The 25484-nt window shown below is 71.8% G+C and carries 24 protein-coding genes; 7 read left to right on the top strand and 17 right to left on the bottom strand.

The window, feature by feature from the left end:
- The first annotated feature begins 340 nt into the window (after nucleotides 1–340).
- A complete protein-coding gene (locus QWM81_RS06205) occupies nucleotides 341–1543 on the top strand; it encodes an amino acid deaminase/aldolase (protein WP_290110552.1) in 1203 nt (400 codons plus the stop codon).
- 142 nt (nucleotides 1544–1685) lie between these two features.
- On the opposite strand, the gene QWM81_RS06200 is transcribed toward QWM81_RS06205, so the two are convergent.
- From QWM81_RS06200 to QWM81_RS06190, 3 genes are read right to left on the bottom strand one after another with little or no spacing between them, the layout of a single operon-like run.
- Nucleotides 1686–2468 carry a 3-oxoacyl-ACP reductase gene (locus QWM81_RS06200; protein ID WP_290110551.1) on the bottom strand — a complete coding sequence of 261 codons (783 nt, stop codon included), beginning with the start codon at nucleotides 2466–2468 and terminating at the stop codon, nucleotides 1686–1688.
- Between the two features lie 4 nt (nucleotides 2469–2472).
- Nucleotides 2473–3837, bottom strand: a complete 1365-nt coding sequence (locus QWM81_RS06195; RefSeq protein WP_290110550.1) for an aldehyde dehydrogenase family protein — start codon at nucleotides 3835–3837, stop codon at nucleotides 2473–2475.
- Between the two features lie 8 nt (nucleotides 3838–3845).
- Entirely contained in the window at nucleotides 3846–5210 is a 1365-nt protein-coding gene (locus tag QWM81_RS06190; RefSeq protein ID WP_290110549.1) for a glutamine synthetase family protein, read from the bottom strand.
- Between the two features lie 78 nt (nucleotides 5211–5288).
- On the opposite strand from QWM81_RS06190, the gene QWM81_RS06185 reads away from it, so the two are divergent.
- The 3 genes from QWM81_RS06185 to QWM81_RS06175 all read left to right on the top strand — a co-directional run bounded on the left by QWM81_RS06185 (nucleotide 5289) and on the right by QWM81_RS06175 (nucleotide 8348).
- Entirely contained in the window at nucleotides 5289–6026 is a 738-nt protein-coding gene (locus QWM81_RS06185) for a FadR/GntR family transcriptional regulator (protein WP_290110548.1), read from the top strand.
- Between the two features lie 190 nt (nucleotides 6027–6216).
- The gene (gene eat, locus QWM81_RS06180) at nucleotides 6217–7656 is read left to right on the top strand and encodes an ethanolamine permease (protein WP_290110546.1); all 1440 of its coding nucleotides are present in this window, start codon (nucleotides 6217–6219) and stop codon (nucleotides 7654–7656) included.
- Nucleotides 7657–7670: 14 nt separating this feature from the next.
- On the top strand, nucleotides 7671–8348 hold the full coding sequence (locus tag QWM81_RS06175) for a gamma-glutamyl-gamma-aminobutyrate hydrolase family protein (RefSeq protein ID WP_290110544.1): 678 nt from the start codon (nucleotides 7671–7673) through the stop codon (nucleotides 8346–8348).
- 100 nt (nucleotides 8349–8448) lie between these two features.
- On the opposite strand, the gene QWM81_RS06170 is transcribed toward QWM81_RS06175, so the two are convergent.
- The gene (locus QWM81_RS06170; protein WP_290110542.1) at nucleotides 8449–9357 is read right to left on the bottom strand and encodes a LysR family transcriptional regulator; all 909 of its coding nucleotides are present in this window, start codon (nucleotides 9355–9357) and stop codon (nucleotides 8449–8451) included.
- Nucleotides 9358–9427: 70 nt separating this feature from the next.
- Between QWM81_RS06170 and QWM81_RS06165 the strand changes: the two genes are divergently transcribed.
- Entirely contained in the window at nucleotides 9428–10549 is a 1122-nt protein-coding gene (locus tag QWM81_RS06165; protein ID WP_290110541.1) for a TDT family transporter, read from the top strand.
- Here the strand turns inward: QWM81_RS06165 and QWM81_RS06160 are convergent.
- Nucleotides 10467–11192, bottom strand: coding sequence for a helical backbone metal receptor (locus QWM81_RS06160; RefSeq protein WP_290110566.1), 726 nt, complete (start codon nucleotides 11190–11192; stop codon nucleotides 10467–10469). The two genes, QWM81_RS06165 and QWM81_RS06160, sit on opposite strands and share 83 nt — an antisense overlap.
- Nucleotides 11193–11211: 19 nt before the next feature.
- Nucleotides 11212–11751, bottom strand: coding sequence for a helix-turn-helix domain-containing protein (locus tag QWM81_RS06155; RefSeq protein WP_290110540.1), 540 nt, complete (start codon nucleotides 11749–11751; stop codon nucleotides 11212–11214).
- Nucleotides 11752–11995: 244 nt separating this feature from the next.
- Here QWM81_RS06155 and QWM81_RS06150 point away from each other — a divergent pair, with 244 nt between their 5' ends.
- Together QWM81_RS06150 and QWM81_RS06145 are read left to right on the top strand one after the other, a co-directional pair.
- Entirely contained in the window at nucleotides 11996–12901 is a 906-nt protein-coding gene (locus QWM81_RS06150; protein WP_290110565.1) for a 5'-3' exonuclease, read from the top strand.
- 48 nt (nucleotides 12902–12949) lie between these two features.
- Entirely contained in the window at nucleotides 12950–13798 is an 849-nt protein-coding gene (locus QWM81_RS06145; RefSeq protein ID WP_290110538.1) for a siderophore-interacting protein, read from the top strand.
- 192 nt (nucleotides 13799–13990) lie between these two features.
- On the opposite strand, the gene QWM81_RS06140 is transcribed toward QWM81_RS06145, so the two are convergent.
- The 11 genes from QWM81_RS06140 to QWM81_RS06090 form a co-directional block, all read right to left on the bottom strand.
- Entirely contained in the window at nucleotides 13991–16810 is a 2820-nt protein-coding gene (locus QWM81_RS06140; protein WP_290110536.1) for a DEAD/DEAH box helicase, read from the bottom strand.
- Between the two features lie 162 nt (nucleotides 16811–16972).
- A complete protein-coding gene (gene tatC, locus QWM81_RS06135; protein WP_290110534.1) occupies nucleotides 16973–17923 on the bottom strand; it encodes a twin-arginine translocase subunit TatC in 951 nt (316 codons plus the stop codon).
- A gap of 43 nt (nucleotides 17924–17966) precedes the next feature.
- Nucleotides 17967–18251, bottom strand: coding sequence for a Sec-independent protein translocase subunit TatA (tatA, locus tag QWM81_RS06130; protein ID WP_290110533.1), 285 nt, complete (start codon nucleotides 18249–18251; stop codon nucleotides 17967–17969).
- Nucleotides 18252–18461: 210 nt separating this feature from the next.
- Nucleotides 18462–18659 carry a hypothetical protein gene (locus QWM81_RS06125; protein ID WP_290110531.1) on the bottom strand — a complete coding sequence of 66 codons (198 nt, stop codon included), beginning with the start codon at nucleotides 18657–18659 and terminating at the stop codon, nucleotides 18462–18464.
- A gap of 17 nt (nucleotides 18660–18676) precedes the next feature.
- Complete coding sequence (locus QWM81_RS06120) at nucleotides 18677–18922, bottom strand: hypothetical protein (protein ID WP_435372332.1); 246 nt, start codon at nucleotides 18920–18922, stop codon at nucleotides 18677–18679.
- A 194-nt stretch (nucleotides 18923–19116) separates the two neighbouring features.
- Complete coding sequence (locus QWM81_RS06115; protein ID WP_290110527.1) at nucleotides 19117–20073, bottom strand: helix-turn-helix transcriptional regulator; 957 nt, start codon at nucleotides 20071–20073, stop codon at nucleotides 19117–19119.
- 15 nt (nucleotides 20074–20088) lie between these two features.
- Nucleotides 20089–21069, bottom strand: a complete 981-nt coding sequence (locus tag QWM81_RS06110; RefSeq protein WP_290110526.1) for a helix-turn-helix transcriptional regulator — start codon at nucleotides 21067–21069, stop codon at nucleotides 20089–20091.
- Between the two features lie 141 nt (nucleotides 21070–21210).
- The gene (locus QWM81_RS06105; RefSeq protein WP_290110525.1) at nucleotides 21211–21585 is read right to left on the bottom strand and encodes an FKBP-type peptidyl-prolyl cis-trans isomerase; all 375 of its coding nucleotides are present in this window, start codon (nucleotides 21583–21585) and stop codon (nucleotides 21211–21213) included.
- Nucleotides 21586–21631: 46 nt separating this feature from the next.
- Entirely contained in the window at nucleotides 21632–22612 is a 981-nt protein-coding gene (locus tag QWM81_RS06100; RefSeq protein WP_290110523.1) for an FKBP-type peptidyl-prolyl cis-trans isomerase, read from the bottom strand.
- 193 nt (nucleotides 22613–22805) lie between these two features.
- On the bottom strand, nucleotides 22806–24167 hold the full coding sequence (gene pafA / locus QWM81_RS06095) for a Pup--protein ligase (RefSeq protein WP_290110522.1): 1362 nt from the start codon (nucleotides 24165–24167) through the stop codon (nucleotides 22806–22808).
- Nucleotides 24168–24176: 9 nt separating this feature from the next.
- Nucleotides 24177–25457 carry an MFS transporter gene (locus QWM81_RS06090; protein WP_290110521.1) on the bottom strand — a complete coding sequence of 427 codons (1281 nt, stop codon included), beginning with the start codon at nucleotides 25455–25457 and terminating at the stop codon, nucleotides 24177–24179.
- Nucleotides 25458–25484: the final 27 nt, after the last annotated feature.

Below are 25484 nucleotides of genomic sequence, written 5' to 3'. Positions count from 1 at the left end.
CGGGCCGGGGGCCGGGCTCGTCGGTGCACCGGGGGGCGCGCCCTGCCCGGGCCGGCGGCCGCCGAGCGGGGTTCCGTCCGGGGTGGTGGAGGGTGGCCGGGGCGTGCGGTCGGCGGGGCGCGGGGCGTCCGGGACGCGGGCGGGCGGGCGTCGTGCTTCGGTGCTCATCCGCCCCCCTCGGTGTCGTCCGGATCGCCTTGCGGGGCAGGCCCGTTCGTCAGCGCGTGCGGGTAACTCTACGGGCTGCGCCCGACCCACCGGCAAGGAGGCAGCAGGTCGGGGCGGATCTGACCGGAACGTCCCCCTACCCCCAGGTAGGCAGGTCTGGCAGGCTCTGGCCATGACTCCGCGTGCCGCCGACCGTGCCCGCTACGACCGGGCCACCGCCCATCTCGACGCGCCCGTCGCCGTCGTCGATCTGGAGGCGTTCGACGCGAACGCCGACGATCTGGTCCGCCGGGCCGGCGGGAAGCCGATACGGGTCGCCAGCAAGTCCGTGCGCTGCCGGGCCTTGTTGGAGCGGGTCCTGGCGCGGGAGGGGTTCGCCGGGATCATGTCGTTCACGCTGGGCGAGTCGCTGTGGCTGGCGCGGGCCGGGTTCGAGGACGTCCTGCTGGCCTACCCGTCCGCCGACCGCGCCGGTTTCTCGGAGCTCGCCCGGGACGCCAAGCTCGCGGGCGCGGTGACCGTGATGGTCGACGACCCGGCGCAGCTGGACCTGATCGACCGGGCGCGGGACGGCGGCGCCGAGGAGATCCGGGTCTGCCTGGAGCTGGACACCTCGCTGCACCTGCTGGGCGGCCGGATACGGATCGGGGCGCGGCGTTCCCCGCTGCGTACCGCGAGCCAAGTGGCCGAGGTCGCACGGGCGGTGGCGCGCCGGCCGGGGTTCCGGCTCGTCGGGCTCATGGCGTACGAGGGACATGTCGCCGGGGTGGGTGACGCGATCGCGGGCCGGCCGGTGCGTTCACGGGCCGTTCGGCTGATGCAGGCGGCGGCCCGCAGGGAGCTGGCGGCCCGCAGGGCGGCCGTGGCGGCGGCGGTCCGGGCCGTGGCGCCCGACCTGGAGTTCGTCAACGGCGGCGGGACCGGGAGCGTGCAGCACACGGCGGCCGAGAGCGCGGTCACGGAGATCGCGGCGGGGTCGGGGCTCTACGTACCGCGCCTGTTCGACGACTACACGTCGTTCACGGGCCGTCCGGCGGCGCTCTTCGCGCAGCCCGTCGTCCGCCGCCCCGGTGTGGGCGTGATCACCGTGCTCGGCGGCGGCTACCCGGCGTCGGGCGCGCCGGGCCGGGACCGGCTGCCCGTGCCGTACCTGCCGGAAGGGCTGCGCTACGACCCGCAGGAGGGCGCGGGCGAGGTGCAGACGCCGCTGCTGGGCTCCCCCGCCGACGATCTGCTGATCGGCGACAAGGTGTGGTTCCGGCACGCGAAGGCGGGCGAGCTGTGCGAGCGGTTCGACACGCTGCACCTGGTCGAGGGGGACCGGGTCACGGCGACCGTACCGACGTACCGGGGCGAGGGCCGCACCTTCCTGTAGGCGTGACGGACAAGCCCCCCCCCACGCGGTGGCCCTCATGGACCAATGCTGCTGCCCACGCCGCCGCCCGTCGCGCTGCCGAGGGGGCGGATGCCCTGGCCGGGACAGCCGGGCGCCGTGGGACGCCCGGCTGTTCGCGTGACTACAGGGGAGTGACATACGCGCCGGAGATGCCGCCGTCGACCAGGAAGTCGGTGGCGTTGATGAACGACGAGTCGTCGCTCGCGAGGAACGCCACCGCCGCGGCGATCTCCTCCGCCTCGGCGAAGCGGCCGACCGGGATGTGGACCAGGCGGCGCGCGGCCCGCTCCGGGTCCTTGGCGAACAGCTCCTGGAGGAGCGGGGTGTTCACCGGCCCCGGGCACAGGGCGTTGACGCGGATGCCCTCGCGGGCGAACTGCACGCCCAGCTCTCGTGACATGGCCAGCACGCCGCCCTTGGACGCCGTGTACGAGATCTGGCTCGTCGCGGCGCCCATGATGGCCACGAACGACGCCGTGTTGATGATGGAGCCCTTGCCCTGGCGCCGCATGTAGGGGATGGCGGCCTTGCAGCACAGGTAGACGGAGGTGAGGTTGACGTCCTGGACCCGCTTCCACGCCTCCAGGCCGGTGGTGAGGATGGAGTCGTCGTCGGGCGGCGAGATCCCGGCGTTGTTGAAGGCGATGTCGACGCTGCCGTAGATGTCGTACGCGGTCTTGAAGAGCGCCTCGACCTCGTCGGCGTCGGTGACGTCGACGCGTACGAACGTCCCGCCGACCTCGTCGGCCGCGGCCTTGCCGGCGCTCTCGTCGATGTCGCCGCAGACCACGTTGGCGCCCTCGGAGGCGAGGCGGCGCGCGGCGGCGAGGCCGATGCCGCTGCCGGCGCCGGTGATGACGGCGGTACGGCCGACGAGGCGGCGGCACACAGGGGTCTCGGTCATGGGTTCAGGCCTCCGTGCTGATGAAGACGTTCTTGGTTTCGGTGAAAGCGGTCAGGGCGTCGGGGCCCAGTTCACGGCCGAGGCCGGACTGCTTGAAGCCGCCGAACGGCGTCCAGTAGCGGACGCTGGAGTGGGAGTTGACGGAGAGGTTCCCGGCCCGGACGGCGCCGGAGACGCGCAGGGCGCGGCCGACGTCGCGGGTCCAGATGGAGCCGGACAGGCCGTACTCGGTGGCGTTGGCGAGCCGGATCGCGTCCTCCTCGTCGTCGAAGGGGAGGACGACCGCGACGGGGCCGAAGACCTCCTCGACGGCGGCGGGGGCGTCGGGCGCCAGGCCGGTGAGGACGGTGGGCGGGAACCAGAAGCCGGGGCCTTCGGGGGCCTTGCCGCGGATGCCGGCCGCGTCGTCGGTGACGTACGAACGGACGCGTTCGAGCTGCGTACGGGAGATCAGCGGCCCCATCCGGGTCTTCTCGTCGGACGGGTCGCCGACGACGATCTCCTCGATCCCCGGGGCCAGAAGCTCCAGGAAGCGGTCGTACGCGGTGCGCTGGACGAGGATGCGCGTGCGGGCGCAGCAGTCCTGGCCGGCGTTGTCCAGGAAGGACATGGGGGTGGCGGCGGCCGCGGCTTCGATGTCGGAGTCGGCGAAGACGATGTTGGGGCTCTTGCCGCCGAGTTCGAGGGTCACGCGCTTCACACGGTCGGCGCACGTCGCCATGATGCCCTTGCCCACACGGGTGGAGCCGGTGAAGACGATCTTCGCGACGCCGTGGTGCTCGACCAGCGCGTTGCCCGCCACGGATCCCGCCCCCGGGAGCACCTGGAAGAGGTGTTCGGGCAGGCCCGCCTCCAGGGCGAGTTCGGCGAGCCGGAGGGCGGTGAGCGGAGTGGTCTCGGCGGGCTTGAGGATGACCGCGTTGCCCGCCGCGAGCGCGGGGGCGGTGCCCCAGGCGGCGATGGGCATGGGGAAGTTCCAGGGGGCGATCACGCCGATGACGCCGAGGGGTTCCAGGATGGTGACGTCGAGGCCGCCGGCGACCGGGATCTGGCGGCCGTTGAGGCGCTCGACACCCCCGGCCGCGTAGTCGAGCAGGTCGCGGACGTTGCCGGCTTCCCAGCGGGCGTTGCCGATGGTGTGGCCCGCCTCGCGGACCTCCAGCCGCGCCAGTTCCTCGACGTGCTCGTCGACGACGGCGGCGAAGCGGCGCAGCAGGCGGGCGCGGTCGGCGGGGGCAGCCGCGGCCCATCCTCGCTGGGCCGCCGCGGCGCGCCTGACGGCTGCGTCGACGTCTGCCGGGGTGGCGGCCGGGACGGTGGCGATGACCTCTTCGGTGGCGGGGTTGAGTACGAGGTGCTGGTCGGACAAGTCGTTCCTCACATGCGTTCGAAGGAGCGGCGCAGCTCCCAGTCGGTCACCGCGGCGTCGAAGGCGTCCAGTTCGACCCGCGCCATGTTGCGGTAGTGGGCGACGACCTCGTCCCCGAAGGCGGCCTTCGCGATGGGGCTGTTCTCCCACAGCTCGGCGGCCTCGCGCAGGGTGGTGGGGACGTGGGCGTAGCCGGCGGTGTAGGCGTTGCCGTCGCACGCCTCGGGGAGCTCCAGCTCCTGTTCGATCCCGTGCAGCCCGGCCGCGACCAGGCCCGCGACGGCGAGGTGGGGGTTGACGTCGCCGCCGGGGAGGCGGTTTTCGAACCGCATCGAGCGGCCGTGGCCGACCACCCGCAGGGAGCAGGTGCGGTTGTCGTGACCCCAGGCGACGGCGGTCGGGGCGAAGGAGCCGGGCTGGAAGCGCTTGTACGAGTTGATGTTCGGCGCGTAGAGGAGGGAGAAGTCCCGCAGCGCGGCGAGCTGTCCGGCCAGGAAGTGGCGCATGACCGGGGACATACCGCCGGGCCCGTCGCCCGCCATCACATTGCGGCCGCCGGCGTCCTGCAACGACAGGTGGATGTGGCAGGAGTTGCCCTCACGCTCGTTGTACTTCGCCATGAAGGTGAGCGAGACGCCCTCCTGGGCGGCGATCTCCTTGGCGCCGGTCTTGTAGATGGCGTGCTGGTCGCAGGTGACCAGGGCCTCGTCGTACTTGAAGGCGATCTCGTGCTGGCCGGGATTGCACTCGCCCTTGGCGGACTCGACGGTCAGTCCGGCTGCGGCCATCTCGTTGCGGATGCGGCGCAGCAGGGGCTCGATACGGCCCGTACCAAGGACCGAATAGTCAATGTTGTACTGGTTTGCCGGAGTCAGTCCCCGGTAGCCCGCGTCCCAGGCCTGCTCATAGGAGTCCTTGAAGACGATGAATTCGAGCTCCGTGCCGACGTGGGCGGTGTAACCGTGCTCGGCGAGCCGTTCCAGCTGGCGGCGCAGGATCTGGCGGGGTGCGGCGACGACGGGTGAGCCGTCGCTCCAGGCGAGGTCCGCGACGAGCAGGGCCGTGCCCTCGTTCCAGGGGACGCGGCGCAGCGTGGACAGGTCGGGGCGCATGGCGAAGTCGCCGTAGCCCTTGCTCCACGAGGACATCTCGTAGCCGTCGACGGTGTTCAGCTCCACGTCCACGGCGAGCAGGTAGTTGCAGCCCTCGGTGCCGTGCTCCAGCACGTCGGAGAGGAAGAAGGGTGCGGCGAACCGCTTGCCCTGGAGCCGCCCTTGCATATCGGGGAAGGCCAGGACCACTGTGTCGATCTCGCCATGCGCGACGAGCCTGCGCAGCTCCTCGACGGTGAGCGGGGGTTTGCGGTCTGCCACGGGGATGCTCCTCCTTCGGTCAGCCGGGAGCCATAAGGTATTGCCGAAGACCATTGCTTGGGAAGGGGAAACCGCGAGGTGACCAAGAAGAGTGATCGGGAGGACCGGCTGGCCCCCGTCCTCAGGCCGGTGCGGGCGGGCAACGGCTTCGAGGAGGCGCTGGAGCAGATCCTCCAGGTCGTACGGCTCGGCCTGGTGCCCGGCGGCGAGCGGCTGCCGGCCGAGCGGGAGCTGGCGGACCGGATGGGCATCAGCCGGGTGACGCTGCGCGAGGTGCTGAAGGTCCTCCAGGACCAGGGCCTGGTGGAGAGCCGGCGCGGCCGCTACGGCGGAACGTTCGTCCTGCCCCGCGACCGCACGCCCGGCGACAACGGCGAGCGGGAGCTGCGGCGCCGTATCGCGTCGGTCGACGTCGAGGACACGCTGCGCTTCCGCGAGGTGCTGGAGGTGGGCGCGGCCGGGCTGTGCGCGGCGCACGGGCTGTCCGGCGAGGGCGCGGAGCGGCTGCGTACGGCGCTGGGGGCGACGCACGACGCGCCGCTGGACGACTACCGGCGCCAGGACACGCTGCTGCACCTCACGCTGGCGGAGCTGTCCGGGTCGCCTTCGCTGACGGCGCAGTACGCGGCGGTACGGGCCACGGTCAACGACCTGCTGGACTGCATCCCGCTGCTCGTACGGAACCTGGAGCACTCCCAGCTCCAGCACACCGCGCTGGTCGAAGCGGTGCTGGACGGGGACGCGGACGCGGCGCGCGAGGTGATGCGGGAGCACTGCGCGGGGACGGCGGCCCTGCTGCGCGGATTCCTCACGTGACCCCAGGGCGTGTCCGCGAAGCCCGTCTGCCGGCGACGCCAGGCCCGCCCTGCGGGCGGACGACGCTGCTTCGCGGACACGCCCTGGGCGTAACCCGAAAGTAACGCACGGGTCTTGCGTTCCGGCCCACCCACCGCAAAGGTATGGGTCCATTCCATTGGGCCCGGACCGACGCGGGAGCACTGCTGCCATGACGCTGGAAGAAACCACGGACACACCCATCCCCGCCGATGACTACCTCAAGCGCCGGGCCCTGCGGCAGGGCAGCGCCGGCTGGCTCCTGCTGACCGGCCTCGGCGTCGGGTATGTCGTCTCCGGCGACTTCTCCGGCTGGAACATCGGCCTGGCCGAGGGCGGTTTCGGCGGACTGGCGATCGCCACCGTCCTGATGGGTGTGATGTACGCCTGTCTGGTGTACGCGCTCGCCGAGCTGTCCGCCATCCTGCCCGCCGCGGGCGGCGGTTACGGCTTCGCGCGCCGGGCGCTCGGCACCTGGGGCGGGTTCCTCACCGGCACGGCGATCCTCATCGAGTACATCCTCGCCCCGGCCGCCATCTCCATCTTCATCGGCGACTACGTCGAATCCCTCGGCCTGTTCGGCCTGGAGTCCGGCTGGCCCGTCTACCTGGCCTGCTTCGCCGTCTTCATCGGCATCCACCTGTGGGGCGTGGGTGAGGCACTGCGCTTCAGCCTGATCGTGACGGCCATCGCGGTCGCGGCGCTGCTCATCTTCGCGGCGGGCGCGTTCACCGAGTTCCGCGCGGACGGCCTCGACGACATCCCCGCCACCGACGCGTTCGGCGCCAACTCCTGGCTTCCCTTCGGGCTGCTCGGGATCTGGGCCGCCTTCCCCTTCGGGATGTGGTTCTTCCTGGGCGTGGAGGGTGTGCCACTGGCCGCCGAGGAGGCGAAGGACCCGGTGCGGTCCATGCCGCGGGCGCTCTCGCTGTCCATGCTGATCCTCGCGCTCCTGGCCGTCCTGACGTTCTTCGCGGCCACGGGCGCCCGGGGTTCGGCCGCGATCCAGGACGCGGGCAACCCGCTCGTGGTGGCCCTCCAGGGGGACGGCGATCCCACCGCGCTGAGCCGGTTCGTCAACTACGCGGGCCTGGCGGGCCTGGTGGCCTCGTTCTTCTCCCTCATCTACGCGGGCTCACGCCAGCTGTTCGCCCTCTCCCGCGCCGGTTACCTCCCCCGCTTCCTGTCCCTGACCAGCCGCCGCAAGTCGCCGTACCTGGGCCTGCTGATCCCGGGCGCGATCGGCTTCGCGCTGGCGGCCGGGACCGGGAACGGGGCGCGGATGCTCAACATCGCGGTGTTCGGCGCCACCATCAGTTACGCCCTGATGGCGCTGTCCCACATCGTGCTGCGCCGCCGCGAACCGGAGCTGCCGCGCCCGTACCGTACGCCCGGCGGCATCCTGACGTCCTCCGTGGCCTTCGTGCTCGCCCTGTCCGCGCTGGTGGCGACGTTCCTCGTGGACGTGGACGCGGCACTGATCGCCCTCGGCGTCTACGTCGTCGCCCTGGCCTACTTCGCCTTCTACAGTCGGCACCGTCTCGTCGCGAACGCGCCCGAGGAGGAGTTCGCGGCCCTGGCCGCGGCCGAGGCCGAACTCGACCGCACCTGAGGAGAACCACCACCGTGTCCCAACCGCTCATCGGCGTCACCACCTACCTGGACCCCGCGAAGTGGGGCGTGTGGGAGCACCCCGCGGCGCTGCTGCCCGCCGCGTACCCCCGCCTGGTCCAGGCGGCGGGCGGTATCGCAGCGATGCTGCCGCCCGACACCCCGTCCGTCGCCGCCGAGGTGGTCGCCCGCCTCGACGGCCTGGTCATCGCGGGCGGCGCCGACGTGGAGCCCGTACGGTACGGCGCCGAGAGCGACCCGCGTACGGGCCCGCCCGCCCGGGAGCGCGACGCCTGGGAGCTCGCCCTGATCGACGCGGCCCTCACGGCCGGCACCCCGCTGCTCGGCATCTGCCGCGGCATGCAACTGCTGAACGTGGCCCTCGGCGGCACCCTGCTCCAACACGTGGACGGACACACCGGCGGCGTCGGCGTCTTCGGCGCCCACACGGTGAAGCCGGTCCCGGGCACCCGCTACGCGTCTCTGATAGAGGAGGCGACGACGGTCCCCACGTACCACCACCAGGCGGTCGACCGCCTCGGCAAGGGCCTGACGGCCTCGGCGTACGCGGAGGACGGCACTGTGGAGGCGATCGAACTGACGGGCGCGCGCTGGGCCCTGGGCGTCCAGTGGCACCCGGAGATGGGCGACGACACCCGCGTGATGCGAGGACTGGTAGCGGCCGCATCGTGAGCCCACACGAGAGACCCGGCCCGCGGGGACAGGCGGCCGGGCCTCGGTGTGTGTCAGGCGACCGGAAGCCGGGGCAGTTCCAGCGGGGACGTCCGACCTGTCAGCCACCCCCGCCCCGCGCCAGCGAGAGCAGGTCTCGTGCCGGGCCCGTGGGGCGGGGGCCGGTCGGCCAGACGGCGCGTAGGGCGCGGTGGAGGCGGACGCCCTCGACGGGGACCTCGACGAGGCGGCGTGAGGCGAGTTCCTCCGTGACCGCCAGCTCGCTGAGCACCGCCGGGCCCGCGCCCGTCACCGCCGCGGCCTTGACCGCCGTCGTGGAGGCCAGCTCCAGCAGCGGTTCGGCGAGACCCCCGTACTCCGCGAGCGCCGCGTCCAGCACCTGCCGGGTGCCCGAGCCGTACTCGCGCAGCACCAGCGGCGTGGCCGCCAGTTCCGCGGGCGTGAGCGGGGCGCGGCGGCGGGCCCACCGGTGGGACGGGGCCGCGACCACCACGAGCCGGTCGTGGGCGACGACCACCGCGTCCAGGCCCTCGGGGACGGCGAGGCCCTCGACGTACCCCAGGTCCGCCTCGCCGGCGAGCAGGCTGGCGGCCACGGCCGTCGAGTTGCCGGCCTGGAGGGAGACGGCCGTGCCGGGGCGCTCGGCGCGCAGGGCGATGAGCCACCCGGGCAGCAGGTACTCGGCGATGGTCATCGACGCGGCGACCCGCAGCCGCGAGTCGCGCCGGTCCCGCAGCGCCTGCGCCCCCGCGTCGAACGCCTCGGCGGCCTCGACGACGCGCCGCGCCCAGTCGGTGACCAGCGCGCCCGCGTCGGTGAGCCGGGAGCCGCGCGGGGAGCGGTCCACGAGGGCGACGCCGAGCTGCCGTTCCATGGAGCGGACGCGGCTGCTGGCGGCGGGCTGGGTGATGCCGACCTCGCGCGCGGCCCGCCCGAGGCTGCCGTGCCGGGCGACGGCGAGGAGCAGTTCGAGGGCGCCGAGGTCCGGCACGCGGTGCGAGAGGCTCATAACTTCAGCTTATGTGGTCATAGGAGCGTGATTCCTGGTGATCACCAAAAGCGCAGGTCAGCCTAGGAACATGGCAACCCTGGCATCCCTCGCGCAGCACCGTCCGCTCCCCCGCACCACGGCCGTCCGCCACCTCGGACCGAACTGGTACGCCACCGTGATGGGCACCGCGATCGTCGCCAGCGCGGGCGCCGCGCTCCCGCTGCCCGTACCGGGTCTGCGCACCGCCTGCGCGGCCGTGTGGGCGCTGTCCCTGCTGATGCTGGCCACACTTCTCGCCGCGCGGGCGCTGCACTGGGCCCTCCACCGCGACCAGGCCCGCGCCCATCTGCTCGACCCCGCCGTCGCCCCGTTCTACGGCTGCCTCGCCATGGCGCTGCTCTCGGTCGGCGGCGGCACGATGATCGTGGGCAGGGACTGGATCGGTCCGGACGCGGCGGTCGCGCTGAACACGGTGCTGTACGTCGTGGGCACGGCCGTCGGCCTGGCGGCCGCCGTGGCGATCCCGTACCTGATGGTGGTGCACCACGACATCACGATCAGGGCAGCCTCCCCGGTGTGGCTGCTGCCCGTGGTGTCGCCGATGGTCTCGGCGGCCCTCGGCCCCCTCCTCGTACCGCATCTGCCGCCCGGCCAGTGGCAGCGGACACTGCTGGCCGCCTGCCACGGGATGTTCGGGCTGAGCCTGCTCGCGACGCTGCTGATGCTGCCGCTGGTCTTCGGCCGGCTGATGACCGGCGGGCCGCTGCCGCTCGCGCTGACCCCGACGCTGTTCCTGGTGCTCGGTCCGCTGGGCCAGTCCACGACGGCCGCGAGCGCCTTCGCCGAGGCGGCGCCGCACATTCCGTACGCGGGCGGGCTCGCCGTGCTGTACGGCGTGCCGGTGATGGGCTTCGCGCTGATGTGGCTGGCGCTGGCGGGGGCGATGGTGCTGCGGGCCCGGCGCCGGGGCATGGGGTTCGCCATGACGTGGTGGGCGTTGACCTTCCCGGTGGGGACGTGCGTGACGGCCGCGGAGGGGCTGGCGCGGCACACCGGGCTGGTGGCGCTGCGGTGGCTGGCGGTGGCGCTGTACGTCCTGCTGGTGGCGGCCTGGCTGACGGCAGCCGTCAGGACCGCCCGTGGACTGGCCGGCGGAGCGCTGCTCGCAGCGCCGAGGGCGCCTCGGCCAGTGACGGCCCGTACCACGTGAGGTGCCGCCCGTCGACGAGCGCGGCGGGCAGCCCGTCGAACGCCTCGGGCCCGTCGTCCGCCGTGAAGCGGTACGGCTCGTCCGGCAGGACGACGAGGTCAGCCCCGGACGCGCGCAGCTGGTCGAGCGGGATGCGCGGGTAGCGCTCGGCATGGGCGGCGTACACATTGCCCACGCCCAGCCGGGCGAGCAGGTCCCCGGCGAAGGTGTCGCGGCCCAGCACCATCCAGGGGCGGCGCCAGATGGGCACGACGGCCTCGCGGTACGGGTCCGGGATGAGCGCCGCCCAGGCCGCCTCCGCGTCGTCCAGCCACCGCGGCCGCGTCCGCACCCCGCACGCGCGCAGCACCCGGTCCAGCTCGGCGAACGCCTGCTCCAGGTCGCGGACCTCGGTGACCAGGACGTCCAGTCCGGCGGCGCGCAGCGCGGCGAGGTCGGGGGCGCGGTTCTCCTCCTCGTTGGCGATGACGAGGTCGGGCCGGAGGGCGGCGACGGCGGCGACGTCCGGGTTCTTGGTGCCGCCGATCCGGGCGACGTCCAGGCCGGCGGGGTGGGTGCACCAGTTCGTGGCGCCGACGAGCAGGCCGGGGGCGCTGACGGCGACCGCCTCGGTGAGGGAAGGCACGAGCGAGACGACGCGCATCACGGACACCACCGCGTCGTCACGTCTCGATGTGCTCGGCGACGGAGACGACGAGGACCCGGGTGCCGGGCCCGCCGGCCCGCCAGCGGTGGCGGACGCCGCCGGAGAGGTACAGCGTGTCGCCGCGCTCCAGCCGGTACACCCGGCCTTCGGCCTCCACCTGGGCGGCGCCGTCGGCGACGTACAGCATGGCGTCGTTGCGCAGCACGAGTTCCCGTCCGGCGTCGTGCTCGCCGGTGAACTCCTCGGCGTGCATCTGCTGCGCGCCCCGCACCAGGGCCCGCGCCCCGGTCGGTCCCGCGTCGTCGTCCGTGGCGCGTACGACGTCGACGGTGCGCGCCGAATCGGCGGCGTCGAGCAGTTCGACCGCCGTGGTCCGCAGCGCGTCGGCGACCCGTTCGAGCGAGCGCATGCTGGGGCGGGCGCGCTCGTTCTCGATCTGGCTCAGGAAGGGCACGGACAGGCCGCTGCGCTCGGCGACCGCGGCGAGGGTGAGCGCCAGCGCTCTGCGCCTCTTGCGGACGGCCGCGCCTACCCGAGGCGTTTCCTTGTCGTCCATCTCTACGGCTCCCTCCCTCTGCGACCACCTTACGCAGCGGGGGTACCACCGAGTAGCGCAACGGGTGGGAAAGGCGCGATAGGGCGGGCCTCGCTGGGCCCACGGGCGCGGATGTGGCGCCCGTTCGTGTGGCTCTTCGTACGGCTCTCAGCACGGGCTTCGTGCGGCCGCCCTCGTGCGCGCCCTTCGTGCGGCCCCTCTGTCAGTGGGGTGCGGCATCATCGGGGTTGTGACGCGACGCCTGATGCTCCTCGACACCGCTTCCCTGTACTTCCGCGCCTATTTCGGGGTGCCCGACTCCGTGAAGGCCCCGGACGGCACGCCCGTCAACGCCGTGCGCGGGCTGCTGGACTTCATCGCCCGGCTGGTCCAGGACCGGCGGCCGGACGATCTGGTGGCCTGCATGGACGCGGACTGGCGGCCTGCGTGGCGGGTCGAGCTGATCCCGTCGTACAAGGCGCACCGGGTGGCCGAGGAGACGGAGGCGGGGCCGGACGAGGAGGAGGTCCCCGACGCGCTGTCGCCCCAGGTGCCGGTGATCGAGGCGGTGCTGGACGCGCTGGGCATCGCCCGGGTGGGCGTCGCCGGGTACGAGGCGGACGACGTGATCGGCACGCTGGCGGGGCGCGCGGCGGGGCCGGTGGACATCGTGACCGGCGACCGTGACCTGTACCAGTTGGTGGACGACGCCCGGGGCGTGCGGGTGCTGTATCCGCTCAAAGGCGTCGGCACGCTCCAGGTGACGGACGAGGCGTGGCTGCGCGCGAAGTACGGGGTGGACGGGCCGGGGTACGCGGACCTGGCCCTGCTGCGCGGGGATCCGAGCGACGGGCTGCCGGGTGTGCCCGGCATCGGCGAGAAGACGGCCGCCAAGCTTCTCGCCACGTACGGCGACCTGGCGGGGATCATGGCGGCGGTGGACGACCCGTCGTCGCGGCTGACGCCCGCGCAGCGCAAGCGGCTGGATGAGGCGCGGGACTACCTGGCGGTCGCGCCGAAGGTGGTGCGGGTCGCCGGGGACGTACCGCTGCCGGACTTCGACCCGGCGCTGCCGGTGGGGCCGCGCCATCCGCAGACGCTGGAGGAGCTGGCGGCGCGATGGGGGCTGGGCGGATCTCTTGACCGACTTCTGTCCGCTCTCCGGGGGTGAGGTGCTAGCTTAGGTAAGCCTAAGCACGCATCCTCTGGGGGAGACACCGTGGCGGAACAACCTGTCCGTAAGGCACCGAAGGCCCATGAGGCCCGTGTCGTCCGCACCGAGCGCATCACGCCGCATATGGTGCGCGTCGTCCTGGGCGGTGAAGGGCTGTCCGGGTTCTCGGCGGACGAGTTCACCGACCACTACATCAAGCTGATCTTCCCGGCGCAGGGTGTGACCTACCCCGAGCCGTTCGACATGGCGCGGATCCGCGAGGAGTTCCCACGCGAGCAGTGGCCCACGACCCGTACGTACACGGTGCGGGCGTGGGACCCGGACCACCACGAGCTGACCGTCGACTTCGTCGTCCACGGTGACGAGGGACTCGCGGGGCCATGGGCGGCGGGGGCACGGGCGGGCGAGACCGTGCGCTTCCTGGGGCCGGGCGGCGGGTACGCACCGGACCCGGCCGCGGACTGGCACCTGCTGGTCGGCGACGAGAGCGCGCTGCCGGCGGTCGCCGCGTCGCTGGAGCGGATGCCGGAGGGCGCGGTGGGGCACGCCTTCATCGAGGTGGAGTCCCCGGACGAGGAGCACAAGATCGCGGCCCCGCCCGGCGTCGCGCTCCACTGGCTGCACCGCGGCGACCGGCCGGTCGGTGAGGCACTCCTGGCGGCCGTACGCGCCCTGGACTTCCCGCCCGGCGACGTCCACGCGTTCGTCCACGGCGAGGCGGGCTTCGTCAAGGAACTGCGCCGCCACCTCCGCCAGGACCGCCGGATCCCCCGCGACCGCCTCTCCATCTCGGGCTACTGGCGCCTGGGCCAGTCCGACGAGGCCTGGCGCGCGGTGAAGCGCGAATGGAACGAGCAGGTCGAACGCGAACAAGAACCCGCGGCCGTCGCCTGACGCCCCGCCCGCCATCCAGCACCTCGCACGCCACCCAGCACCACACCACGACCGACGCACGCCCGACCCACGCACGCCGACGCCACGCACGCGGCACTCCCGCACGGCACTCCACTCCGGGCGCCAGTGCCAGTACGCCAAGGGCCCGGCCGGGAAGTCCCGGCCGGGCCCTGGTGCGCGGGCGGCGGTGGGTCAGCCCACCGAGCTGTAGGCGACGACGCCCCGCAGCAGTGCGTCGACCGCCTTGCGGGCGTTCTTGGTGACCGTGCTGCCTTCGCTGGGCGCGGCGGCGGCGATCTGGCCCAGTACGTCGATGACCTGCTTGCACCACCGTACGAAGTCACCGGCCGGCATCTCCGCCTCGCGCAGCACCTCGTCGAGCCCCTTGCCGGACGCCCACTGGTAGGCGGCCCAGGCGAAGCCGAGGTCCGGCTCGCGCTGGCCGACGCCTTCCGCCTGGTTGATCCTGAACTCCTCCTCCAGGGCGTCCAGCCGGCCCCAGATGCGCACCATCTCGCCGAGCGCGGCCTTGGCCTTGCCCGAGGGCAGCTTCGGCGCGACGGCGTCGTCCGCCTGCCTGGCCTCGTACACCAGCGCCGAGACGCACGCGGCCAGTTCGGCCGGGTCGAGCCCCTCCCACACACCGTCACGCAGGCACTCACTGGCCAGCAGGTCCAGTTCGCCGTACAGGCGGGCGAGCCGCTTGCCGTGCTCGGTGACCTCGTTGCCGCGCAGGTAGTCCATCTCCGTCAGGAGCGCCACGATCCGGTCGAAGGTGCGGGCGATCGTGTTCGTACGCCCCTCGATGCGCCGCTCCAGCTGCCGTGTGTCGCGCTGGAGCCGGTGGTACCGCTCGGCCCACCGCGCGTGGTCCTCGCGCTCGTCGCACCCGTGGCAGGGGTGGGCGCGCAGCGCCGCGCGCAGCCGGGCGATCTCGCGGTCGTCGGCGGCCGCGGAGCGCTGCTTGCGGTGCCGCTCCGGCGCCATGTGCCCGGCCTTGGTGCGCAACGCCGACGCCAGGTCGCGCCGTGACTGCGGCGAGCGCGGGTTGAACGACTTGGGGATCCGCATCCGTTCCAACGGCTCCACCGGAACGGGGAAGTCGATCGAGGCGAGCCGCTTGACCTGCCGTTCGGCGGTGAGCACGAGCGGACGCGGCCCGTCCTGGTGCTCGAAGCCCCGGTGCCCGTTGGACCGTCCGGCCGGCAGCCCCGGGTCCAGGACCAGCGCCAGCCCGGCGAACTTGCCGGTCGGCACATGGATGACGTCACCGGGCTTGAGCCGCTCCAGGGAAGTGGCGGCCGCCACCCGGCGCTGCGCCGCACCCTGCTTGGCCAGTTCCGTCTCGCGGTCCTTCAGTTCCCGGCGCAGCCGCGCGTACTCCTCGAAGTCACCGAGATGGCAGGTCATACCCTCCCGGTAGCCCTGGAGCCCCTCCTCGTTCCGCTGGACCTGGCGCGATATGCCGACCACGGACCTGTCCGCCTGGAACTGCGCGAAGGACGTCTCCAGCAGTTCGCGCGAGCGGTGCCGGCCGAACTGGTCGACGAGGTTGACGGCCATGTTGTACGAGGGTTTGAAGCTGGAGCGCAACGGATACGTACGCGTGCCGGCCAGCCCCGCGAGGTAGCCCGGGTCCATGCCGCGCTGCCAGAGCACCACCGCGTGGCCCTCGACGTCGATGCCGCGCCGCCCTGCGCGCCCGGTGAGCTGGGTGTACTCGCCCGGGGTGATGTCGGCGTGCTGCTCGCCGTTCCACTTGACGAGCTTCTCCAGCACCACCGTACGAGCGGGCATGTTGATGCCCAGCGCCAGTGTCTCGGTGGCGAACACGGCCTTGACCAGGCCACGTACGAACAGCTCCTCGACGACCTCCTTGAACGTCGGCAGCATGCCCGCGTGGTGGGCGGCGATGCCCCGCTCCAGGCCTTCGAGCCATTCGTAATAGCCCAGGACGTGCAGGTCCTCGGTGGGGATCGAGGCGGTGCGCTCCTCGACGATCTCCCGGACGCGCCGGCGCCCTTCCTCGTCGTTGAGGCGCAGACCCGCGTACAGGCACTGCTGTACGGCGGCCTCGCAGCCCGCCCGGCTGAAGATGAACGTGATGGCGGGCAGCAGCCCCTCGGCGTCCAGGCGCTCGATGACCTCGGGCCGTCCCGGCGTCCAGATCCGCGACCGCTGCCGCCGCTCGCGCTCACGGTCGGCCTCACGTCCGCGCCGGCGGTCACGCCCGTTGAACGGGCGGGAGTTCTCCATGCGCGCGAGGCGGACGAGGTCGGGATTGACCTCACGCCGGCCGGCCCCGCGGCCGCCGTGGTCGGTCTCCTCCTCGAAGAGGTCGTAGATCCGGCGGCCCGCCAGGACGTGCTGCCACAGCGGCACGGGGCGGCTCTCGGAGACGATCACCTCGGTGTCACCACGGACGGTGTCGAGCCAGTCGCCGAACTCCTCGGCGTTGGACACGGTCGCGGAGAGCGACACCAGCGTCACCGACTCCGGAAGGTGGATGATCACTTCCTCCCACACGGCTCCGCGGAACCGGTCGGAGAGGTAGTGCACCTCGTCCATCACCACATAGCCCAGACCCCGGAGGGACTGGGAGCCCGCGTACAGCATGTTGCGGAGGACCTCGGTGGTCATGACGATCACCGGCGCCTCGCCATTGACGCTGTTGTCGCCGGTGAGCAGGCCGACCTTGCCGGGCCCGTAGCGCCTGACGAGGTCGGCGTACTTCTGGTTCGACAGCGCCTTGATGGGCGTCGTGTAGAAGCACTTGCGCCCCTGCTCCAGGGCGAGGTGCACGGCGAACTCACCGACGATGGTCTTGCCCGAGCCGGTGGGTGCCGCGACCAGCACTCCCTTGCCGGCCTCAAGGGCTCGGCAGGCCTCGACCTGGAACGGGTCCAGCTCGAAGTCGTACAGATCGCGGAAAGGAGCGAGCGCGGTCGCCTGCTCGGCGGCGCGGAGCCGGGCCGCCGCGTACGCTTCCGCGGGTGTGAGTTCTTCTGTCATCTTGCTATCGAGCCTACCCGGCGGCACTGACACTCAGCCGATCTTTATCCCGCGCACATGCGCCCCGCGCACCACCCCGCCGCGCGACGGGACGGCTACGGGCGGCGACATCGGAAAGAGGCCCCCCAGGTATCCGGGGGGCCTCTCCGCGATGTGATGCGCTCAGGTGATGTCGTCGTATCCGTTCCGCCGCTGTGAGCGATTGCCGTCCGCCTGCTCGGGCAGAGCCGGGGCGGTGGAGACGGGCTCGATCGCGCCGATCGCCTCCGGCCTGAGGTCCAGTTCGGACGCCTCGTCGTCGGAGAGGGCGCGGTCGGGGTTCTTGCGCTCGCGCCGCCGGTCGTTCAGCAGCGAGAAACCGACCGCGATGAAGTAGAGCACCGCCAGCGGCCCGGCCAGCAGCAGCATGGAAATCGGCTCACCGCCGGGAGTGGCGATGGCGGCGAACGCCGTGAGTCCGATGATCATCCCGCGCCACCAGTGGAGCATGCGCCGACCGGTGAGAACACCCGTGACATTGAGCAGGATGAGCAGCAGCGGCAGCTCGAAGGCGAGACCGAAGACGATCACCATGCGGGTGATCAGGTCGAGGTAGTCGTCGAGCGGCAGCAGCGGCTTGGATTCGGCCGGCGCGAAGCCCAGCATGATCTCCGCCGTCTGCGGCAGGATCGCGTAGGCGAGGTAGGCGCCACCGATGAACAGCGGCACTCCGGCCACCACGAAGCTCAGCGCGTAGCGCTTCTCCTTCCGGTGGAGACCCGGCGCCACGAACGCCCACAGCTGGTAGAGCCATACCGGGGCGGCGACCAGGAAACCGGTCGTCAACGCCACTTTCAGCGCGATGGTGAACGGCGACAGCAGGCCGTTCGTCGTCATGTCCGCGCACGGCTGGCCGTTGATCATCTCCCTGGCGCCGTTCAGACAGCCGACCGACGTGAGGATCGGCTTCATCAGGAACTCGAAGATGTCCTTCTGGAAGAAGGCCGCGACGATCACCGCTACCGCAATGGCGATAACCGATTTCATCAACCGGTTTCGCAGTTCACGCAAATGATCGACAAGGGGCATGCGCCCCTCGTCGTTCTTCTCCCGCTTGCGGGCAGTCTTGAGCAACCCACTTCCCTTGTCTCGTGCGGCAGCCCTCAAATGGGTTGCGTCAGCTCTTGGTCGTGTTCGGCTCGGTGACCGGGCGGGCGCTGCTCACGTCGCCGGGCGCCGCCTGAATGGTGCGAGTGGCGGGCTGCTGCTGGGCGGTCGCGTCCGTGGTGGGCGCCGAAGCCGACTCCGCGTCGTCCTTCTTCATCGCCTTGGCCTCGCTCTTGAGGATGCGGGCGGACTTGCCGAGCGAACGAGCCATCTCTGGAAGCTTCTTGGCACCGAAGAGCAGCAGGATCACTACGATGATCAGAACGATCTCGAGGGGCTTCAGATTGCCGATCATGTGCGACTTCCTTCTCACAGAGGCGGCTGGGGAGTGGGATCTGCCTGTACGGCCGGACGGATGTCCAGCCGTACGCTCCAAGGATCGTAACTCGCACGGGTAAACGCCGGGCAATCCCCGTGCGTACTCCGCGTTCACGGCCGGCGCCTCGACACCCGTGCCGCGACCAGCAGCGTACCTCTCGCACCAGCACCCGAGGAGACGCCCGCGTTATCGCAAACTTTCGCCGGTACGGGCCAGATCGGTGGCCGCGCGCTCCAGATCTTCGGCGGCGCGGTTGATTCGCTGTGTGGTGTGGGTCACCTGACGGCCGAGGCGCTGGGCCTCGATGAACACCCGGATGCCGAGGAGGCCGAGTACGGCGATGCCGAGGAATCCCAGGGCGATGGCGAGCATGGGCCAGAACATGCGCAGAGCCTAGACGTTCAGACGGTGGAGTGGAGGCGCAGCGTCCGCACGCCGCCGCCGGTGAGGAGTTCGATGATGCGCTCACCGGCGGGCTTGCGTACGGCCGAGCCGCATTCGGGACAGGTGAAGGAGTAGAAGGTGGTGCGGTGGCTGGCCCCGATGGCGAGGCGGAGCGAGCCGGGCGAGAGCTCGAAGCGGGCGCGGCACTCGGGGCAGGCGGCCTTGAAGAGGACCGGGGCCGACGGCGTCGAGACTCCGGACATCACGGACATATCCCTCAATTCCCTCAGGTGTCCCATGCGGGCGGCTCACCCGGCTCCAACTGGCTTGATCCCACTCACTCACGGCCGCCCACTCACGGCCGCCCACCCATGACGGTCACTCATGACGGCCGCAGACGGTCGCTCACGGCCGGTCGCTCACGGCGCCGTACTCGCGGCCGCTCACTCATGGCCGCTCACTCATGGCCGTCGTACGCGGCGAGCGCCTCGCACGCCGCCCGCTGCGCGCTCTCCGCCAGCTCCGGCGGCGACACGATCCGCCCCTCCCCGCCCAGCCGCAGGGCGAGGCGCCGCAGCGATGCCGGGTCCGGCGTACGCAGCGTGATGCGCAAGCCCCCGTCGGGCAGCTCCTCGGCGCTGTCGTGCGGGTAGTACTCGGCCACCCAGCGGCCGCCCGGCGCCACCTCCACCACGACCTCGGGGTCGTCGGCGGACGGCTGCACCAGGCCCTCCGAGAGATCACGCAGCTCGATCTCGGGCGGCGCCGACGGCTCGTCGAGGAGACGGATCTCGGCCACCCGGTCGAGCCGGAAGGTGCGCCGCGCCTCGGACAGGCGGCACCAAGCCTCCATGTACGTATGGCCGACGGCGAAGAGCCGGATCGGGTCCACCTCGCGCTCGGTGAGCTCGTCGCGCGCGGGTGAGTAGTAGCGCAGCCACAGGCGGCGGCGTTCCGAGATGGCCCGGTCGACCTCGGCGAACACGCCACCCTCCGACTCGAAGGTCACCGACAGCCGGGAGCTGGCGCCCGCCGCCTCGCCCGCCGCGGCCTCCAGCTTCGCGGTGGCCCGCAGCAGGGCCTCGCGGTCGCCCTCGCGCAGCCCCGGCAGGGTGGCCACGGCCCGCGCCGCGACCAGCAGCGCGGTCGCCTCGTCGGCGGCGAGCCGCAGCGGTTCGGCGACGTCGTCGGGGTTGTGCCACCAGATCCGTTCGCCGTCCGTGTCGATGTCGAGCAGGTCGCCGCCGCGGAAGCTGGTGCCGCACATGGGCAGGACGTCGAGGTCGGAGATCAGCTCGTCCTCGCTGATGCCGAACGCCCGGGCGACGTCCGCCACGTGCGCGCCGGGGCGCTCACGCAGGTAGGTCACCAGGGAGAGCATCCGCCTGGTCTGGTCGATCGCGTTCGCGGCCATCGTTGTCCGTCCCCCTCAGCCCTTGGCCACGGCGCGCAGCCGGTCCACCACGTCGGCCCGCAGATCGGCGGGTTCGAGTACGACGACGTCCGGGCCGAACTCGACGAGCCAGGCGTCCAGCCCGTGCCCGTACGGGATCTCCAGCTCGTCCCAGCCGTCACCCAGGTCCCGTACGGACACGGCACGGGCCCGCAGCGGGTAGCCGCACCCCGCGCGCAGCCGGATCACGGCGGACCGGGTCGCGGTCTCCCCCGCCCACCTCTCGACGGTCTCGCGCACCGTCGAGACGTCCGGCACGGGCGCGGTGAACGCACCGGCCCTGGAGCGGACCTTGCCGGTGATCCGGGAGAGCCGGAAGACCCGCTCGGCGCCCCGCTCCCGGTCCCAGCCCGCCAGGTACCAGTGTCCGCGCCAGCACTCCAGCGTCCACGGCTCGACGTGCCGGGTCTCAGGGCGGGCGGCGTTGGCCTTGCGGTACTCGAAGACGACCGGGCGCCGGTCGCGGCAGGCCAGCATCAGCGGCTCGAAGGCGGCCTCGTGGACGGGGATGCGCGGTTCGAGGGCGCTGTGCGGGGTGTCGTACGCGTCCTGCGCCTCGGGCATCCCGGCGGCGCGCAGCTTCTGCAGGGCGCCGCTCGCCGCGCCGGCGAGGCGGGCCTGCTGCCACACCTTGGCGGCCAGGCCCAGGGCGGCGGCCTCCTCGGCGTCGAACTGGATCGGGGGCAGCCGGTTGGAGTCGCGGCGGGCAAGGTAGCCGGTCTCGCCGTCGAGGTTCTCCACGGTCTCGATGACCAGGCCGAGCTCGCGCAGATCGTCCTTGTCGCGCTCGAACATGCGGTTGAAGGAGTCGTCCGAGCCGGCCGCGCTCTCGCCCGGTCCGAAGGCCTCGACGTAAGCCTCGATCGAGCCGCGCAGCTCGCGCTTGCTGAGCGGGCGCCGGGTCCCCAGCAGGCACAGCGCCAGATTCATCAGCCGCTCGGCCTTGGCAATGGCCATCGACGCCCTGCACCTCTTCTTATGGAGTCACTATCGCCCGCTCAACGTACCGCCCCGGGGTGTCGCGGCAAAAGCGGAGGGCCCATGCCGGCAGGCACGGGCCCTCGGATGACCGTTTCCGGTCGGAAGCGGTCCGGCCGGTCAGACGCCGACCAGGTCGCAGACGAAGATCAGCGTCTCGCCCGGGGCGATACGACCGCCACCGGCGCCGCGGTCGCCGTAGGCCAGGTGCGGGGGGATGGTCAGCTTGCGACGGCCGCCCACCTTCATGCCCTGCACTCCCTGGTCCCAGCCCGGGATGACCTGCCCGGCACCGAGCTGGAACTGCAGCGGGTTGCCGCGGTTCCACGACGCGTCGAACTCCTCACCGGTGGAGAAGGCCACGCCCACGTAGTGGACCTTGACGAAGTCGCCGGCCTTGGCCTCGGGGCCCTCGCCCTCCCAGATGTCCTGGATCTCCAGTTCGGTGGGCGCCGGGCCCTCGGGGAAGTCGATCTCGGGCTTCTCGATGCTCACGTAAAACAGTGCTCCTCAAACGATGTACTGATCAACCGGGACAGTCTTACATCACGGCGAGGATGTCGAGTGAGAAGACCAGCGTCGAGTTGGCGGGGATGCCACCGGACTCCTGGGCGCCGTAGCCCAGCTCCGGCGGGACGACGAGCATGACGCGGCTGCCGACCTTCTTCCCGGCGAGCCCCTGCTGCCAGCCCTTGATCAGGTTCTGCAGCGGGAACTGGGCGAGCTCCCCGCCCTTGTAGCTGGAGTCGAACTCCTTGCCGCCCTCCCACAGCACGCCCTTGTACTGGAGCAGCAGCTTGTCGGTGGGCTTGACGGCCGGGCCGTCGCCCTCCAGGACGTACGTCGCCACGAGCTTCTTCGGCGCCGGCTTCTTCGGTACGTCGATGGACGGGGCCTTGCCGTCGGTGTTGGTGCCGACCTTGGGGAGGTCGATGTTGTCCTGGGCGACCTCGCGGCCCTTGGCGGAGCTCCTGCCGTTGAAGGTGCCGCGGATGTCGACCACGAACACCAGCGTGTCGGTGCCCTTGATGCCCGCGTCCGCGTTGCCCCGGGTGCCGTAGCCGAGGGCCGGCGGGATGCCCAGCTCGACCCGGCTGCCGACCTTCTTGCCGGGCAGCGCCCGGTCCCAGCCCGGGATGAGCTGGCCGACCCCGATCGGCATGGTCAGCGGCACGCCCCGGTCGTAGGAGTTGTCGAAGACCTTGGCGGTGTCCCAAGGCTGTCCGAGGTAGTCGAACTGCAGGATGTCGCCCTTGGCGACCACCGGGCCCGTACCGGCCACGAGCGTCTTCACCGCGAGGTCGGGCGACGGCTTGCCGGGGCCCTTGGCGACGGTCGGCTTCTCACCGAACTTCGTGCCCGCGGTGACGGCGGGCAGCGGGCCGTCCACGATCTTCGTGGTGGGCTCCGCCGGCGTGGACGGGCTCTCGTCCGTCTTGGCCTTGTCGGACTTGTCGTCGCCGCAGCCCGCGAGGGTGAGCAGGCCGGCGGGGACGGCGAGAAGGAGGGAGCGACGGCGCACGGAATGCCTCGTATCTGGTCGGGATCTCGTGATCTGTAGGTCTTCGCTGTCGAGTTCGCGAGGGTGTCGCGTCACTCTGAGGGTGTCGCGTCACTCTACGGCGTGACTCTACGGCGTGCGTGAGGCGCCGTACGAGCAACGCACGGCGCCTCACAGCGCTGATCACCGACCCGGGCGGACCGAGGGCCCCGGCTCACATCCCGGCGATGAGCTTCTCCACCCGGTCGTCGACCGACCGGAAGGGGTCCTTGCACAGGACGGTGCGCTGGGCCTGGTCATTGAGCTTGAGGTGCACCCAGTCGACCGTGAAGTCCCGCCGCTGCTCCTGGGCGCGGCGGATGAAGTCGCCGCGCAGCCGCGCCCGGGTGGTCTGCGGGGGCACCGACTTGCCCTCGAAGATCTTCAGGTCGTCGCAGATCCGGGCGGCCTGTCCCTTCTTCTCCAGCAGGTAGTAGAGCCCGCGCCGACGGTGGATGTCGTGGTATGCGAGGTCTATCTGCGCGACCCGGGGGTGCGACATGGTCATGTTGTGCTTGGCCCGGTACCGCTCCAGCAGCTTGTACTTCATGACCCAGTCGATCTCGGTGCCGATACGGTCGAGGTCCTCCTGCTCGATGGCGTCGAGCGTGCGGCCCCACAGCTCCAGCACCTGGGCGACCGTGCCGGTGCGGATGCCGCGCCGGTCGACGAAGTCGGCGGCCTTCTCGTAGTACTCGCGCTGGACCTCCAGGGCGGAGGCCTCGCGTCCGCTGGCGAGCCGGACCTTGCGCTGCCCGGTGATGTCATGGCTGACCTCACGGATCGCCCGGATCGGGTTCTCCAGGGTGAGGTCCCGCATCACCGTGCCCGCCTCGATCATGCGCAGGACGAGGTCGGTGGCGCCGACCTTCAGCAGCATGGTCGTCTCGGACATGTTGGAGTCACCGACGATGACGTGCAGGCGGCGGTAGCGCTCGGCGTCCGCGTGCGGCTCGTCGCGCGTGTTGATGATGGGGCGGGAGCGGGTCGTCGCGGAGCTGACGCCCTCCCAGATGTGCTCGGCGCGCTGGCTGACGCAGTAGACGGCGCCGCGCGGGGTCTGCAGCACCTTGCCGGCGCCGCAGAGCAGCTGCCGGGTGACGAGGAACGGAATGAGGATGTCCGCGAGCCGCGAGAACTCTCCGTGACGGGCGACGAGATAGTTCTCGTGGCAGCCGTAGGAGTTTCCCGCCGAGTCGGTGTTGTTCTTGAAGAGGTAGACGTCGCCCGCGATTCCCTCCTCGTGCAGGCGGCGTTCGGCGTCGACGAGCAGGCCTTCGAGAATGCGCTCACCGGCCTTGTCGTGGGTGACCAGCTCGGTCACGTTGTCGCATTCGGGAGTTGCGTATTCCGGATGCGATCCCACGTCCAGGTACAGGCGGGCGCCGTTCCGCAGGAAGACGTTGCTGCTGCGGCCCCATGACACAACACGGCGGAAGAGGTAGCGCGCCACTTCGTCAGGAGACAGTCGGCGCTGTCCCCTGAACGTGCACGTGACGCCGTACTCGTTCTCCAGCCCGAAAATGCGGCGGTCCATGACTGAACATTACGCCTGATGGCCTGTGCTGAAACCGGGTTCGACAGCACCGTTTCGATCATTTTCCGATGTGGCCACGACATCTTCCCCGTGCGGTGCCGTACGGGGCGGAACCGCCAGCGCGCGCTGGGTGGCCAGGAGTACCAGCAGGGCGGTGAATCCACCGGCGCCCGCGACGGCGAAACTCGCGGTGGTGCCGGAGTGCTGGACGACCGGGCCGGCCACCGCCGTTCCGGCGGCGGCGCCCACGCCGAAGGTGGTGACCAGCCAGGAGAACGCCTCGGTGACCGTGCCGCGCGGCGCGTGCCGGTCGACCACGATGAACGCGCACGCGATGGCGGGCGCCAGGAAGACACCCGAGAGGGCCGCCAGGGCCGTCATGGCGACCACGCCGGGGGTGAGCGTCAGCGGCAGGTAGCCCAGCGCCAGCAGGCCCACGAGGACCCGCAGCCGGCGCTCCGGGGCGCCCGCCCAGTGCCGGGCTCCGTACACCGCGCCGCCGATCAGCGCGCCCAGGCCCAGGGCGGCCATCAGCCACCCGTAGACCGACTCGCGGCCGTGGTCCTCGGCGTACGAGAAGCCGGCGACCGTGATGGAGCCGAGGGCGAGGCCGACGAAGAAGAACGATCCGAGCAGGGCGAGCAGCCCCGGCGAGCGCAGCGCCCCCAGCCAGTGCGCCTCGCGCGGCGCGGACCGCCAGGCGCGGGAGGGCTCGGACAGGACGACCGACAGGGCGCCGGCCACGCCTATCGCGTTGATGACCAGCAGGGCGGCGGCGGGCGACCAGAGCGCGACGAGCACCGTGACCAGCAACGGGCCGACCGTGAACATGATTTCCTGGGCCACCGCGTCCATGGCGTACGCCCGGTGGACCCGGTCCTCGCGGCCCAGGACGCTCGGCCACAGGGCGCGCAGGCCGCCCTCCAGGGGCGGGGTGAACAGCCCCGCGACGGCGACGGCCGTGTACGTGAGGGGGAGCGGGTCGAGGCCGGCGAGGACGAGCAGCGCCATGCCGAGGGCCGAGACGAGGGCCGCGGGCAGCTGGACGCGGGGCTGGCCGTACAGGTCGACGGCGCGGCCGAGGAGGGGCTGGCCGATGGCGTTGCCGATGCCGTACACGGCGGCGAGGGCGCCCGCCAGGCTGTAGCTGCCGCCCTCGGCGCGCGTGAAGACCATGATGGCGATGGGTCCGGTGCCGTTGGGCAGCCGCCCTATGAGGGTGCCGATGAGCAGGCGGGCGGCGTGGGGTGCCTTGAGGATGTCGGCGTATCCGCCCGTCGCGGCTGCCATCTGCTGCCCCTCTCCCTCGGGCGCGGC

The organism is Streptomyces ficellus, from assembly GCF_030406405.1.
Taxonomy (GTDB): domain Bacteria; phylum Actinomycetota; class Actinomycetes; order Streptomycetales; family Streptomycetaceae; genus Streptomyces; species Streptomyces ficellus_B.
This window is presented reverse-complemented; position numbering and strand designations above follow the sequence as displayed.

Bases quoted from the DNA above. Each gene is read 5' to 3' on its own strand.
- QWM81_RS06205 (WP_290110552.1), top strand. From the start codon at position 341: ATGACTCCGCGTGCCGCCGACCGTGCCCGCTACGACCGGGCCACCGCC.
- QWM81_RS06200 (WP_290110551.1), bottom strand. From the start codon at position 2,468: ATGACCGAGACCCCTGTGTGCCGCCGCCTCGTCGGCCGTACCGCCGTC.
- eat (WP_290110546.1), top strand. From the start codon at position 6,217: ATGACGCTGGAAGAAACCACGGACACACCCATCCCCGCCGATGACTAC.
- QWM81_RS06170 (WP_290110542.1), bottom strand. From the start codon at position 9,357: ATGAGCCTCTCGCACCGCGTGCCGGACCTCGGCGCCCTCGAACTGCTC.
- QWM81_RS06165 (WP_290110541.1), top strand. From the start codon at position 9,428: ATGGCAACCCTGGCATCCCTCGCGCAGCACCGTCCGCTCCCCCGCACC.
- QWM81_RS06160 (WP_290110566.1), bottom strand. From the start codon at position 11,192: ATGCGCGTCGTCTCGCTCGTGCCTTCCCTCACCGAGGCGGTCGCCGTC.
- QWM81_RS06155 (WP_290110540.1), bottom strand. From the start codon at position 11,751: ATGGACGACAAGGAAACGCCTCGGGTAGGCGCGGCCGTCCGCAAGAGG.
- QWM81_RS06150 (WP_290110565.1), top strand. From the start codon at position 11,996: ATGCTCCTCGACACCGCTTCCCTGTACTTCCGCGCCTATTTCGGGGTG.
- QWM81_RS06140 (WP_290110536.1), bottom strand. From the start codon at position 16,810: ATGACAGAAGAACTCACACCCGCGGAAGCGTACGCGGCGGCCCGGCTC.
- tatA (WP_290110533.1), bottom strand. From the start codon at position 18,251: ATGATCGGCAATCTGAAGCCCCTCGAGATCGTTCTGATCATCGTAGTG.
- QWM81_RS06125 (WP_290110531.1), bottom strand. From the start codon at position 18,659: ATGTTCTGGCCCATGCTCGCCATCGCCCTGGGATTCCTCGGCATCGCC.
- QWM81_RS06120 (WP_435372332.1), bottom strand. From the start codon at position 18,922: ATGTCCGGAGTCTCGACGCCGTCGGCCCCGGTCCTCTTCAAGGCCGCC.
- QWM81_RS06115 (WP_290110527.1), bottom strand. From the start codon at position 20,073: ATGGCCGCGAACGCGATCGACCAGACCAGGCGGATGCTCTCCCTGGTG.
- QWM81_RS06110 (WP_290110526.1), bottom strand. From the start codon at position 21,069: ATGGCCATTGCCAAGGCCGAGCGGCTGATGAATCTGGCGCTGTGCCTG.
- pafA (WP_290110522.1), bottom strand. From the start codon at position 24,167: ATGGACCGCCGCATTTTCGGGCTGGAGAACGAGTACGGCGTCACGTGC.
- QWM81_RS06090 (WP_290110521.1), bottom strand. From the start codon at position 25,457: ATGGCAGCCGCGACGGGCGGATACGCCGACATCCTCAAGGCACCCCAC.